The following is a 13,181-nucleotide window of genomic DNA, read 5'->3' as shown; positions in this document are numbered from 1 at the left end:
TGTCAGCCGGCGGACTGCCCGTCATTCTGCCGCGGCTGAGGCTCGGTGGGCCGGCCACGTGCCAGCCGGGCGACGACGGCGTCCGCGAGACGCTGCGACTCCTCGGTGCCGATGCCGACTTGGGCCGCCTGCTCGCGTATGCGGGTGTGAACCGCGTCCAACTCGTCGGCAGTCAGCGTCGGTACCGCAGGGGACTCCTCGGCGGACGCACTGCCGGACCGCCGACGGGACAACCGGCGCACACGAGCCATGATGCCGTCCACCGCTGTGGTGGCCCCACGTGAGACGAGTTCGTGAAGGACGAGCCATACGACGGGGGTGACGAGCGGAGTGACGTCGGTGAGACCGAAACCGAGACCGGCTTCGTCCTTCTCGCGTCCGGTGAGTGCCGCCGTGATCTGACCGTCGTCCAGCGGCTCCATGGAGTCCAGGAGCACCAGTTCATGCGGAGCCTGGTCGGCGACGACGTCCCTGACAACCGTACGCATGGCCGTGTCCATAGCGGCCATGCTAGCCGCCGAGGCGCCCACGGAACCGAACCCGCTTTTCGTTCCCGGCCTACGCGCGGCCGGACTGCTGGGGCGGGATAGTCCCGCGAAGCAGCGCATCGGCGGCGATCGACGACCGGGAGTCCGCTGCCGGTGGAGGTGCCAGGCTGACACCGGCATCCGTCAGGATGGACAGGTCGAGCTCGTAGCTGCGCTCGGACCGGGCCCTCCAGACTTCGAAGGCCTCGGCAACGTGCGCGCGGGCCTGCTGCTCCGTCATGCCCGTGACGTTCATCAGATGCAGCAGCGCTTCCGGGGCTTGCCCTCGGAGCTGGGCCAGCCCGAAGTGGGTGACCCTGTGGCAGTCGGTACACAGGCAGATCAACCGGCCCAGCTTCTGTACGAGCCGGTCCTCGTCGTACACCCACCGCTCGTGGGCTTCCAACCAGCGCTTCGCATCGCGGTCCTGTGCCGCGCCGCACACTTCGCACCGCTGGCCTGCCCTACCGGTGATCATCCGGCGGAGACGTTCCCAGTCCCTCGGCGAGACGCAGGAACGGACATTGGTGAACCAGCAGGAAGACGGCACCAGGTCGACGAACAGGCCCTGCCCCAGCGTTCGGTCCTCACCCGGCAGAAGTTCCGGCACGGCGGGGCCGGCGAGCCAGCGCTCCAGGGAAGCTTCGCGGCCAGGCGGGGCGTACCACCGCCGTGCAGTGGCGTCCCACCGGGCGCCGGCTGCCTTGGCCTCGTCCTTCTCCTGGTAGCTCACGTCCAACCACGTACGCGAGGCCCCCATATCCCCTCCCAGCGCCGCGAGTTGCCCGACCATGAGATCTTACGGCGCGTCAGAGTGCTTGAGTGGGCTAATCGCGACACCTCCTCAACCGAGCTGATGCGTACGTCGGGGGAGCAGAGCGTCACCTTCCGAGATCACAGGCGCGGGAAAGGGCGGCGCCCCTGTTGGAGTGCCGCCCTTTCCTTTTGCCTGGTCAGGCGCTAGAGGCCGTGGCGGGAATCGAACCCACGTAACTCGCTTTGCAGGCGAGTCCCTAAACCACTCGGGCACACGGCCGTGTTCTGTTGTCGTTCTCGGCCGTGGTGGGGATCGGACCCACGTGACTCCCCGCGAGCGGAGCTCGCTGTTGGATGCAGCGCAGGCGAGTCCCTGAACCACTCGGGCACACGGCCGTGTTCGTGAGAAGAACGTACGGGCCGGGGCGTGGGGGGCTCAAGGGGAGTGGGGGTGCTGCAACGGGACTGCCACACGCCGTTCATGAAGCGGGGTGTGTGTACGACCAAGGGTGTAGTCCGGAGTCGGACTTCCGACAGGGGTCAAACAGGGGAACGGGGCTTACTCTGGCGAGCATGAGTGCCCTCGAGTCCCGTGAACCCGGTGTCCTTGACCCGCTCGATGAGACGAGCGAGGGGGTGCTGAGCAGGGCGTACCGGGCGCTGAGTGTCGGGATCGTGTCCGTCGTGGTGCTGATCGCGTTCGAGGCGACCGCCGTGGGGACGGCGATGCCGGTGGCCGCGCGGGAGCTGGACGGACTCGCGCTGTACGCGTTCGCGTTCTCCGGGTACTTCACGACCAGCCTGTTCGGGATGGTGCTCGCCGGGCAGTGGTCCGACCGGCGGGGTCCCCTGGGCGCTCTCACCACGGGCATCGGCGCCTTCGCGGCGGGGCTCGTCGTCGCCGGGACCGCGCAGGCCATGTGGGTGTTCATCCTCGGGCGGGCCGTGCAGGGGCTGGGCGGCGGACTGGTCATCGTGGCGTTGTACGTCGTCGTCGGCCGCGCCTACCCCGAGCGGCTGCGCCCCGCGATCATGGCGTCCTTCGCGGCCGGCTGGGTCGTACCGTCCATCGTCGGCCCCCTGGCCGCCGGAGCCGTCACCGAGCACCTCGGCTGGCGCTGGGTGTTCCTCGGCATCCCGGTCCTCGTCGTGTTCCCGCTCGCCCTCGCCCTGCCCCAGATACGGCGCAGGGCGTCGGGCCCGGTGGACGAGGAGGCCGGCGCCGGCTCCTTCGACCGGCGGCGGATCCGGCTCGCGCTCGGCATCTCGCTGGGCGCCGGGCTCCTCCAGTACGCCGCCCAGGATCTGCGCCCCCTCTCCCTGCTCCCGGGGCTCGCCGGTGCCGCCTTCCTCGTGCCCGCCGTCCTCGGACTGCTGCCCCGCGGCACGTACCGGGCCGCCCGCGGCCTGCCCTCCGTGGTGCTGCTGCGCGGCCTGGCCGCCGGTTCCTTCGTCGCCGCCGAATCGTTTGTGCCGCTGATGCTGGTCACCCAGCGCGGGCTGTCGCCGACCCTCGCCGGTTTCTCGCTGGCGGCCGGCGGCGGCACCTGGGCGCTGGGCTCGTTCGTGCAGTCCCGGGCGCGCGTGACGCCGTACCGGGAGCGGCTGATGACCGTGGGGATGGTGCTGGTCGCCGCCGCGATCGTCACCGCGCCGAGTGTCCTCGTGCACGCCGTGCCGGTGTGGACCGTGGCCGCCGCCTGGGGCGTCGGCTGCTTCGGCATGGGACTGGTGATCTCCTCCACCAGCGTGCTGCTCCTCCAGCTGTCCGCCCCCGAGGAGGCCGGCTCGAACTCGGCCGCGCTCCAGATCTCCGACGCCCTCGCCAACGTCGTCCTGCTGGCGGCGACCGGCGCGGCCTTCGCGGCCCTGGGCGGCGGCAGCACGGCGGCCACCACGGCCACGGTGTCCGGCAGCGGGCACCCCGCCGCCTTCGCCGCGGTCTTCCTGCCGATGGCGGGGGTCGCGCTGGCGGGGGCCTGGGTGACGCGGCGCCTGCGGGGACGCACCTCTGAGCGCTGAGTGACCGGCGGTGACACCGGGGCTCGCGCGGCTGCTGTGACGTGCCTCGCACCCGAGGGCGACCCGGCCCCGTTCGCGCGTGGACGGTCCGGCGGCGCCGGTAGGGTGGCCCGGTTGTCATACGTAGCCGCCCTACCCCGCACGGAGACCGTGACTACCACCGCCGCTTCAGCGTCCGCCGCTCACTCGCACCACCTCTCGCCCGCCTTCCCGGGCCGGGCCCCCTGGGGTACCGCCAGCAAGCTGCGTGCCTGGCAGCAGGGCGCGATGGAGAAGTACATCCAGGAGCAGCCGCGTGACTTCCTCGCCGTCGCCACGCCCGGCGCCGGCAAGACGACCTTCGCGCTGACGCTGGCCTCCTGGCTGCTGCACCACCACGTCGTGCAGCAGGTGACCGTGGTCGCACCCACCGAGCACCTGAAGAAGCAGTGGGCGGAGGCGGCCGCCCGGATAGGGATCAAGCTCGACCCCGAGTACAGCGCGGGGCCGCTCGGCCGGGAGTACGACGGGGTCGCCGTGACGTACGCCGGCGTGGGTGTGCGCCCGATGCTGCACCGCAACCGGGTCGAGCAGCGCAAGACCCTCGTCATCCTGGACGAGATCCACCACGCCGGTGACTCCAAGTCCTGGGGCGAGGCGTGTCTGGAGGCCTTCGAGCCGGCCACGCGGCGGCTCGCGCTGACCGGTACGCCGTTCCGGTCCGACACCAACCCCATCCCCTTCGTGACGTACGAGGAGGACAACGCCGGGATCCGGCGGTCCGCGGCCGACTACACCTACGGCTACGGGTCCGCCCTCGCGGACGGGGTCGTCCGGCCCGTCATCTTCCTCTCCTACAGCGGCAACATGCGCTGGCGGACCAAGGCCGGCGACGAGGTCGCCGCGCGGCTCGGCGAGCCGATGACCAAGGACGCGATCAGCCAGGCCTGGCGTACGGCCCTCGATCCGCGCGGCGACTGGATGCCGAGCGTGCTGCGCGCCGCCGACCAGCGGCTGACCGAGGTCCGCAAGGCCATCCCGGACGCGGGTGCGCTCGTCATCGCCTCCGACCAGGACTCCGCGCGGGCGTACGCCAAGCTGATCCGGGAGATCACCGGTACGAAGGCGACGCTCGTGCTCTCCGACGACACCGGGGCCTCGAAGAGGATCGACGACTTCAGCGCGAGTGACGACCGGTGGATGGTCGCGGTGCGGATGGTGTCCGAGGGCGTCGACGTACCGCGGCTGGCGGTCGGCGTGTACGCCACCACCATCTCGACCCCCCTCTTCTTCGCGCAGGCCGTCGGGCGCTTCGTACGGTCCCGGCGGCGGGGCGAGACGGCGTCCGTGTTCCTGCCGACCGTGCCCGACCTGCTGACCTTCGCCAACGAGATGGAGAAGGAGCGGGACCACGCCCTCGACAAGCCGAAGAAGGAGGGCGAGGAGGACCCGTACGCCGAATCCGAGAAGGAGATGGAGGAGGCGAACAAGGAGCAGGACGAGGACACCGGCGAGCAGGACATGCTGCCGTTCGAGGCGCTGGAGTCCGATGCGGTGTTCGACCGGGTGCTGTACGACGGCGCCGAGTTCGGTATGCAGGCGCACCCGGGCAGCGAGGAGGAGCAGGACTACCTGGGGATCCCGGGGCTGCTGGAGCCGGAGCAGGTGCAGTTGCTGCTGCAGAAGCGGCAGGCACGGCAGATCGCGCACAGCCGGAAGAAGCCGGACAGCGAGGCGGACCTGCTGGAGCTGCCGGCCGAGCGGCGGCCGGTGGTCAGCCACAAGGAGATGATGGAGCTGCGCAAGCGGCTCAATACGCTGGTCAGCGCGTACGTCCACCAGAGCGGCAAGCCGCACGGGGTGATCCACACCGAGCTGCGGCGGGTGTGCGGGGGGCCGCCCAGTGCGGAGGCCACGGCGGGGCAGTTGCGGCAGCGGATCGCCAAGGTGCAGGAGTGGGCTACGCGCATGCGGTGACGCTCCGCTGGTTGGCGGTCCTCTCCCACCCGCCCACCCGTCTCGGCCGACCGAGAACCGAACGCCGAGCGCCACGGGGCTCCGCCCCGGACCCCAGTGGGGGGTGAGTGCGGCGTGGGGGGCGGTGGTGAGTGCGGCTCGGTAAGTCAAGAGCCAGCCGTCACGGGGGCTCCGCCCCGGACCCCGTGGCGGGTGAGTGTGGTGCGCGCGGGTGGGTGGAGTGCGGCTCGGCAGGCCGGGAGTCAACCGCCGCGGGGTTCTCCGGCCCCCGAGCCAGGAGCCGGCCGTCACGGGGCACCGCCCCGGGCCCAGAGGGCGAGAGGCGGCCGGTGCGGGGCTCCGCCCCTTCGCCCCCCCCGTTTTCCGAACGGGTTTGCTTCCCTTCGGCCCCCTGTGCCGTGTGCGTATCCGGACGAATGCAGGCAGGCCGGATCTGGCCTTGCCCGGATTCTGGACGAACACTTCCGCTCAGCGAACCGGCTTCGCTACTGTCCCGCTACGCACACGCCCCGTGGCAGCGCCGCCGCGGAGCGCAGCCGTGAAGCGACTCGGCCCGGGAGCCGCCGGGCCGTTCTGCCGATCGGCGGCCTCTGAAGCGCGTCGCCGACGGGACTCGGTGACGCATCTCTCGCTCAGGGGTTGCCGACCTCACCGCCGAAGGAGTGGGCGTCGTGACCGCGGAGACCTCTCAGACGCTCGACCGGGGACTACGTGTCCTCAAACTGCTGGCCGACACGGACCACGGGCTGACCGTCACCGAGTTGTCCACCAAGCTGGGCGTCAACCGGACCGTGGTGTACCGGTTGCTCGCCACGCTGGAGCAGCACGCGCTCGTACGACGTGACCTGGGCGGGCGAGCCCGGGTCGGGCTCGGGGTGCTGCGGCTCGGGCGACAGGTGCATCCCCTGGTACGCGAGGCCGCGCTGCCCGCGTTGCGGTCGCTGGCCGAGGACATCGGGGCGACGGCGCACCTGACGCTGGTGGACGGGTCCGAGGCGTTGGCCGTCGCGGTCGTCGAGCCGACGTGGACGGACTATCACGTGGCCTATCGGGCCGGGTTCCGGCATCCGCTGGACCGGGGTGCGGCGGGCAGGGCGATCCTGGCCGCGCGGCAGTCGCCGTCGGCCGACCCCGGGTACACGCTCACGCACGGCGAGCTGGAGGCCGGGGCGAGCGGGGCCGCCGCGCCCCTGGTCGGCGTCACGGGCGTCGAGGGCAGCGTGGGCGTGGTGATGCTGGCGGACGCCGTACCCGAGCGGGTCGGCGCCCGGGTGGTGGAGGCGGCCAGGGAGGTCGCGGAAGCACTCCGCTGAGTCCGGGCAGTGCCCGGGAGGGGCGCGGTGAAGTGGGCGAGCGGCCGTGGCGAACCCGCATGCGCGGCGCGACGGCCGCGCCCCCTCGGCCGACGCCGCCCGAAGCACTGCGCTGAGCGCAGGCAGTGCCCGACGCGGTGGAGCGTGCGACCGTGCCGTGGCGAACCCGCACCCGCGGCGCGACGGCCGCGCCCCCTTGGTCGACGCCGCCCGAAGCGCTGCGCTGAGTCCGGGCAGTGCCCGGGAGGGGCGCGGTGGAGTGTGCGACCGGCCGTGGCGAACCCGCACCCGTGGTGCGTCGGCCGCGCCCCCTCGGTCGACGCCGCCCGAAGCACTCGCGGAGTCCGGGCAGTGCCCGGGAGGGGTGCGGCGTAGGGGCGACCGTGCCGTGGCGAACCCGCACCCGCGGTGCCACCGCCGCGCCCCCTTGGCCGACGCGCCAAGCCAGCCCGTCGGGGTTTGGCGGATCCGTACACCACGAGGTCGTCCCTGATCCGCATCATCGAGGGCCCGGCATGTTGTGCAGCCCTGCACGGCATCCGGTACTCCAAGCTCGCCCAGCCCCAGGAAGACCCCGCATGAGCGTCCTCGATCCCAGCGCCGACGTCGTCACCCTCACCCGTGCCCTGGTCGACCTGCCCTCCGAGAGCGGGCGGGAGGAGCGGATCGCAGGGGCCGTCGAGGACGCCCTGCGCCGCCTGCCGCACCTCGCCGTGGACCGGGTCGGGAACTCCGTGATCGCCCGTACCGGTCTCGGGCGCGCGGAGCGCGTTCTGATCGCCGGGCACCTGGACACCGTGCCGGCCGCCGGGAACCTGCCCTCCCGGCTCGCCGACGGGCGGGTCCACGGGCTCGGCGCCTGTGACATGAAGGGCGGGGTGGCGGTCGCGCTGCGGCTCGCGGCCACCGTGCCGGAGCCGGTGCGCGACGTCACCTACGTCTTCTACGAGTGCGAGGAGGTGGAGGGGGAGCGCAACGGGCTCGGCCGGATCGCCGCCGCCCGGCCGGGACTCCTGGAGGAGGCCGACCTCGCGATCCTCATGGAGCCCTCGGACGCCGGTGTCGAGGCAGGCTGCCAGGGCATCCTCACCGCCGACATCGTGGTCCGCGGCGCCCGCGCGCACACCGCCCGCGCCTGGCAGGGCACCAACGCCGCGCACAAGGCGGGACAGGTGCTCCAGCAGCTCGACGCGCACGTCCCGGAACGGGTCCTGATCGACGGGCTGGAGTTCCGGGAGGGGCTGAGCGCGGTCGCCGTACGCGCCGGCGTCGCCGGGAACGTCGTACCGGACGAGTGCGTCGTCACCGTCAACTGCCGCTTCGCGCCGAGCCGTTCCGCTCGGGAGGCGGAGGCGTACGTGCGCGGGCTGTTCCCGGGGTACGAGGTGCGGGTCACCGAGGTGGTCGGCGGCGCGCTGCCGCACCTGGACCGGGTGGGCTCCCTCGTCACCGCCCTCGGGGCCGAGCCCCGGGCCAAGCTGGGCTGGACCGACGTGGCCCGGTTCGCCGCGCTGGGGGTGCCCGCGCTCAACTACGGCCCCGGCGACCCCTCGTTGGCGCACACGGCGGGGGAGTACGTCCCCGTGGCGCACCTTCGGCGGTGCGAGGAGCGGCTCAGGGCGTGGCTGCGGTGATCCCCGCCAGCGTCCGCAGCTGCAGCCACAGCACCAGCCGTTCGTCGGGGTCGTCCAGGTCGACCCCGGCGTGCTGCTGGAGCTGCCTGAGCCGGTAGCGGCAGGTGTTGGGGTGCACGGCCAGCAGCCTGGCCGCGCCCGCCATGTCGCAGCCCGCGTCGAACCAGCAGACCAGGGTGCGGGCGTACTCGGTGCCGTGCCCGGCGTCGTACGCCAGCACCCGCTGCCAGGCGCCCGCGCTCAACTCCCGCCGCTCCGCCATCACTTCGGCCAGCCGCAGCAGCGTCACCCGGGCCCGCACCTCGTCCACCGCGGCCACCGGCAGCTCCGCGTCCAGCAGCCGCAGCACCAGGTCGGCGTCCGCCCGCGAGTCCGCGAGCCCCGCCGCGCCCGGCGCCACCTCGCCCAGCGCGGCCCGCACCGGCACCCGCAACGCCTGCCCGGCCCGCGCCACGATGTCCTCGGCGAGCTTCCGGTGCCGCTCGCCGGAGCCCGGCAGCACCGCGTACACCACCCCGTCCAGCAGTACGCACGCGTGCCGGCCGTAGCGGGCCTCGCACTGCAGGCGGACGACGTCCAGCAGGCGCAGCGCGGTGCGTTCGGCGTCCGGGACGCTCGCGGCGGAGTCCAGGACGAAGGCCGCCACCCGGGCCGGGCCCGCGACCCCCAGCCGCTCGGCGGCCGTCGGCGCGTCCGCCGTGCCGTCCAGCAGGCGGCGCAGCAGATCGCTGTTGCGGTGCCGGGCCAGTTCGCGCGCCGCGCGAGCCCGGAGCAGCAGCAGGGCGGCCGTCGAGGCGCCCTGGACGAGGGTGTCCTCGGCGTCCGGGGCGAGCGAGCCCGCGTCGACCACCCACACCGAGCCCAGCGTCTCGCCGCCCGCCCGCACCGGCATCGCCAGCCGGGGCAGGCCCGAGCCGGACAGCGCGGGCAGCCGCACCGGCCGGTCGGCGGCGAACAGCCGCCGGTACTGCTCGGTGTTCTCCGCGCTGGCCGGCACCTGGAGCCCGAGGATGCCCTGCCGTCGGTCCTCGTCCACCGGCTGCCCGGAGACGGTCGAGTAGGCGAGGATCCGCTGCCGGGGGTCCTCGACGGCGGTGGCCCCGCCGGTCGCCGCCGCGATCGCGTCGGCCAGCGCGAACAGGTCGCCGAGCCCGGTGTCGGAGGCGGCGGCGGGCCGGGCGCCGATGGCGGAGGCCAGCAGCAGGTGCACCTGGTGCCAGGCCGCGTCCTCGGCGACCGACAGCAGCGCGATGCCGTGCGCCCGCGCCTCCTCGACCGGCCCGTCGGCGCCCCGCACCACGACCCCGGCCAGCTCCGCCTCGGCCGCCGCCCGCACCAGCGGCCCCGCCTCCGCCGCCCGGACGCCGACCGCCAGCAGCAGCGCGCCGGGCAGCCGGGGGAGCGGGGCGTGGCCGTCGTGGAGCACCGCCTCGGTGACCGGCACGGCCCGGCCGGCGGGGGCGGTGTGCAGGCGCAGGGCGGGACCGCCGACGACGTCCAGCAGGTCGCCGAGGGTGCAGGTGTCCATGGGGGTCCTCGTGGGGCGGGCTTGGCTGATGCTGCAACGAACGTACGCACCCGTTGGCCGCTCGCACAACACATGCCGGTCCCGGGAGTCCGAGACTCGGTGCCATGACAGCAGGCACCACCATCCGTACCGTCCACGACGTCGCCGGGCTCGCGGCCGTCGCGGACCACTTCAGCGACGTCTGGCGGACGCCCCGCACCGCCCCGCCGTACCCGGCCGAGGTCCTGCACAGCCTGGCGCACGCCGGCGGCGCGGTGCACGCCGTGTACGCCGGGCAGCGGCTCGCCGGGGCGGCCGTCGCCGTCCTCGGCCCGGACCGGAGCACGTACTCGCTGGTGGCCGCCGCCGAGCGCGGTCTGGGGCCGGCACTGAAGCGGGCCCAGCGGGACTGGGCCCGCGCCCTCGGCGCCCGCACCATGCGCTGGACCTTCGACCCGCTCGTCGGCCGCAACGCCCGCTTCAACCTGGTCAAGCTGGGGGCCGTCGGCACGGAGTACCTGGTCGACTTCTACGGCCCCATGACCGACGGCGTGAACGACGGCGACGAGAGCGACCGGCTGACGGTCACCTGGGACCTGGCGGAGCCGGGACCGTCGTACGACGTCCGGCCCGAGGGGGAGGTGGTGCGCTCCGCACCCGACGGCGGGCCGCTCGCCCGGCGTGCCGGCCGGCACCTGTGGTGCCGGGTGCCCGAGGACGTCGTCGCGCTGCGCGCAGGCGATCCCGAGCTGGCGCTGCGCTGGCGGCGCGCGGTCCGCGAGGTTTTCCTGGACGCCTTCACGGACGGGTTCCGGGCCACCGGGATGTCCCGCGACGGCTGGTACACCCTCACCCGGACGGAGGCGGCCGCGTGAAACTGGAGCGCGTCGAGATCGTGCACGTGGCGATCCCGCTGGTCACCCCGTTCCGTACGTCCTTCGGGACCATGACGGCGAAGGACACCTTCCTGCTGCGCGTCGTCACCGACCGGGCCGAGGGCTGGTCGGAGTTCGCCGCCGACCCCGAACCCCTGTACTGCTCGGAGTTCGTCGCCGGCGCCGAGATCGTGCTGCGCGACTTCCTGCTGCCCCGCGTGGCCGCGCTGCCGCACCTCACCGCGGCCGCGCTGGCCCCGGCCATGGCGAAGATCAAGGGCCACGAGCTGGCGAAGGCGGCCCTGGAGACGGCCGTCCTGGACGCCGAGCTGCGCTCCTACGGCATGCCGCTCGCCGCCTACCTGGGCGCGGTCCGGGACCGGGTGCCCGCCGGGGTCTCCGTCGGCATCAAGAACTCGGTGCCCGAGCTGCTGGACGACGTCGAGCGCTACCTCGCCGAGGGGTACGTCCGTATCAAGCTGAAGATAGAGCCCGGCTGGGACGTGGAACCGGTCCGGGCGGTCCGCGAGCGCTTCGGCGACGGCCTGCCCCTCCAGGTCGACGCCAACACCGCCTACACCCTCGCCGACGCCGAGCACCTGCGGCGGCTGGACGCGTTCGGGCTGCTGCTGATCGAGGAGCCGCTGGAGGAGAACAACCTGCACGCCCACGCCCTCCTCCAGCAGCGCCTGGCCACCCCCGTGTGCCTGGACGAGTCCCTGCACCACGCGCGTGACACCGCGTCCGCGATCGCGATGGACGCCTGCCGGGTGGTGAACGTCAAGCCCGCCCGGGTCGGCGGCTACCTGGAGGCCCGCCGGGTCCACGACGTCGCCCACGCGCACGGCGTGCCGGTGTGGTGCGGCGGCATGCTGGAGACCGGCATCGGACGGGCGCCGAACCTGGCCCTGGCCGCGCTGCCCGGCTTCACCCTGCCCGGGGACACCTCGGCGTCCAGCCGCTACTTCGCCGAGGACCTCACCGAGCCGTTCGTCCTGCAGGACGGGCACCTGCCCGTACCGACCGGTCCCGGTATCGGCGTCGAGCCCCGGCCGGACGCCCTGCGCCGGTTCACCCGCGAGCGGCGGGACCTGTACACGGCGTGAGAGGCAGCTGTACGGGGCACGAGGGGCGGTCGGCCGTCACGTTAGATTGATCCCGTGCTCTCACGTCTCACACGCCCCCAGGCCCTCGCCGTCTGCGCGCTGCCCGTCGTGGCCCTGCTGGCCACGGCGGTGTCCGCGCCGCTGCCGTTCTCGGTGGCGCAGCCCGGTATGACGGCCAACGTGCTCGGCGAGAACAAGGGCACCCCGGTGATCACCGTCTCCGGCGCGGCGACCCGCGACACCAGCGGGCAGCTGCGGATGACCACCATCGAGGCGACCGGCCCCGACACCCGGGTCTCCCTCGGTGACGTGCTCGGCAACTGGTTCCGCACCGACCGGGCGGTCATGCCGCGCGACGCGGTCTACCCGAGCGGCGACACCGTCAAGGAGATCGAGAAGCACAACGAGGCGCAGATGCACCAGTCCCAGGACGCGGCGACCCAGGCGGCGCTGAAGTACCTCGGGCTGAGCGCCGGCAAGGTCAAGGTCACGCTGAAGCTCGCCGACGTCGGCGGGCCCAGCGCGGGGCTGCTGTTCACCCTGGGGATCATCGACAAGCTCGACGGCGACGGCAGCGGCGGCGACCTCACGGGGGGCCGCACCATCGCCGGCACGGGCACGATCGACGCCGCCGGCAAGGTCGGCGCGGTCGGCGGGGTGGCCCTGAAGACCCAGGCCGCGCGCCGGGACGGGGCCACCGTCTTCCTGGTGCCGAAGGCGGAGTGCGCCGACGCCCGGGCCGAGCTGCCGAAGGGGCTTCGGCTGGTTCCGGTGACCACCCTGAAGGGCGCGGTCGACTCCCTGGTGGCACTGGAGAAGGGCAAGGGGTCGGTCCCCAGCTGCTAGGCGGCTTCCCCCGTTCCTGTCCCGGCGTGCCTCCCGGCCCCGCGCGCACCGCGGTGCCGACAATCGGGCATGGCTTCGTCCTGGACCGGTGAACGGGTACGCCTGCGTGCCATCGAGCCCGACGACTGGACGGCGTTCGCGCGCTTCGCCGACGACGGGCGGCCGGAGGGCCGGCTGGACCTGCCCCGGTCCGCCGAGAGCCACCGTGCCTGGGCGAAGCAGCAAGCCGTCGCCGAGGGCGACGGCGACCGCTTCCGGCTGGCGGTCGAGACGACGGCCGGGAAAGAGCTGGTCGGCACGGTCGGCTCGCACCGCACCGGCTCCTGTTCGGGCTGGTTCGAATGCGATGTCATGATCGGTGCCGAGCACCGGCGCCGGGGCTACGCGACAGAGGCCATGGCGCTGCTGCTGCGGTTCATGTTCGCCGAGCGGCGCTACCACAAGTGCCTGGCGGTGATCTTCGCCCGCAACGAGGCATCGCTGGCCCTGATGCGCCGGCTCGGCTTCACCGAGGAGGGACGCCTGCGGGAACACGTCTTCTTCGCCGGCCGGCACCACGACCTCGTCATGATGGGCCTGCTCGCCGACGAGTTCGACCGGGGACGCACCACCAGCGGCACACGGTGAGCGGACCGGGAC

11 protein-coding genes and 2 tRNA genes are annotated in these 13,181 nt (G+C 73.4%); 8 read left to right on the top strand and 5 right to left on the bottom strand.

From position 1 onward, the window contains the following. Positions 1-2: 2 nt before the first annotated feature. The 4 genes from ABZ923_RS08245 to ABZ923_RS08230 form a co-directional block, all read right to left on the bottom strand. Positions 3-500, bottom strand: a complete 498-nt coding sequence (locus tag ABZ923_RS08245; protein WP_361468343.1) for a hypothetical protein — start codon at positions 498-500, stop codon at positions 3-5. Positions 501-558: 58 nt separating this feature from the next. After that, entirely contained in the window at positions 559-1,287 is a 729-nt protein-coding gene (locus ABZ923_RS08240; RefSeq protein WP_361468506.1) for a DUF5710 domain-containing protein, read from the bottom strand. A 204-nt stretch (positions 1,288-1,491) separates the two neighbouring features. Then, positions 1,492-1,563: transfer RNA gene (locus ABZ923_RS08235), tRNA-Cys, on the bottom strand. A gap of 18 nt (positions 1,564-1,581) precedes the next feature. Further along, positions 1,582-1,679: transfer RNA gene (locus ABZ923_RS08230), tRNA-OTHER, on the bottom strand. A 177-nt stretch (positions 1,680-1,856) separates the two neighbouring features. Here ABZ923_RS08230 and ABZ923_RS08225 point away from each other — a divergent pair. The 4 genes from ABZ923_RS08225 to dapE all read left to right on the top strand — a co-directional run bounded on the left by ABZ923_RS08225 (position 1,857) and on the right by dapE (position 8,208). Continuing rightward, the gene (locus ABZ923_RS08225) at positions 1,857-3,305 is read left to right on the top strand and encodes an MFS transporter (RefSeq protein ID WP_361468341.1); all 1,449 of its coding nucleotides are present in this window, start codon (positions 1,857-1,859) and stop codon (positions 3,303-3,305) included. 150 nt (positions 3,306-3,455) lie between these two features. Continuing rightward, the gene (locus ABZ923_RS08220) at positions 3,456-5,261 is read left to right on the top strand and encodes a DEAD/DEAH box helicase (protein ID WP_361468339.1); all 1,806 of its coding nucleotides are present in this window, start codon (positions 3,456-3,458) and stop codon (positions 5,259-5,261) included. Between the two features lie 671 nt (positions 5,262-5,932). Then, positions 5,933-6,574, top strand: a complete 642-nt coding sequence (locus ABZ923_RS08215; protein ID WP_030347782.1) for a helix-turn-helix domain-containing protein — start codon at positions 5,933-5,935, stop codon at positions 6,572-6,574. 578 nt (positions 6,575-7,152) lie between these two features. Further along, positions 7,153-8,208 (top strand): succinyl-diaminopimelate desuccinylase, encoded by a 1,056-nt coding sequence (gene dapE, locus ABZ923_RS08210; RefSeq protein ID WP_361468337.1) that lies wholly within the window; start codon positions 7,153-7,155, stop codon positions 8,206-8,208. On the opposite strand, the gene ABZ923_RS08205 is transcribed toward dapE, so the two are convergent. Further along, positions 8,189-9,736, bottom strand: coding sequence for a helix-turn-helix domain-containing protein (locus ABZ923_RS08205; RefSeq protein ID WP_361468335.1), 1,548 nt, complete (start codon positions 9,734-9,736; stop codon positions 8,189-8,191). The genes dapE and ABZ923_RS08205 overlap by 20 nt on opposite strands. A gap of 104 nt (positions 9,737-9,840) precedes the next feature. On the opposite strand from ABZ923_RS08205, the gene ABZ923_RS08200 reads away from it, so the two are divergent. The 4 genes from ABZ923_RS08200 to ABZ923_RS08185 all read left to right on the top strand — a co-directional run bounded on the left by ABZ923_RS08200 (position 9,841) and on the right by ABZ923_RS08185 (position 13,169). Next, complete coding sequence (locus ABZ923_RS08200; protein WP_361468332.1) at positions 9,841-10,590, top strand: chorismate synthase; 750 nt, start codon at positions 9,841-9,843, stop codon at positions 10,588-10,590. Then, positions 10,587-11,696 carry an o-succinylbenzoate synthase gene (menC, locus tag ABZ923_RS08195; protein WP_361468329.1) on the top strand — a complete coding sequence of 370 codons (1,110 nt, stop codon included), beginning with the start codon at positions 10,587-10,589 and terminating at the stop codon, positions 11,694-11,696. Before ABZ923_RS08200 ends, menC begins: the two co-directional genes overlap by 4 nt. 54 nt (positions 11,697-11,750) lie before the next feature. Further along, positions 11,751-12,542 carry a S16 family serine protease gene (locus ABZ923_RS08190; RefSeq protein ID WP_361468327.1) on the top strand — a complete coding sequence of 264 codons (792 nt, stop codon included), beginning with the start codon at positions 11,751-11,753 and terminating at the stop codon, positions 12,540-12,542. Between the two features lie 69 nt (positions 12,543-12,611). After that, entirely contained in the window at positions 12,612-13,169 is a 558-nt protein-coding gene (locus ABZ923_RS08185; protein WP_361468324.1) for a GNAT family protein, read from the top strand. Positions 13,170-13,181: the final 12 nt, after the last annotated feature.

This window comes from Streptomyces sp. NPDC046881 (assembly GCF_040645015.1).
GTDB lineage: Bacteria > Actinomycetota > Actinomycetes > Streptomycetales > Streptomycetaceae > Streptomyces.
Note: the sequence above shows the minus strand (reverse complement) of the source record. Positions and strands in the feature narration are given on the sequence as shown.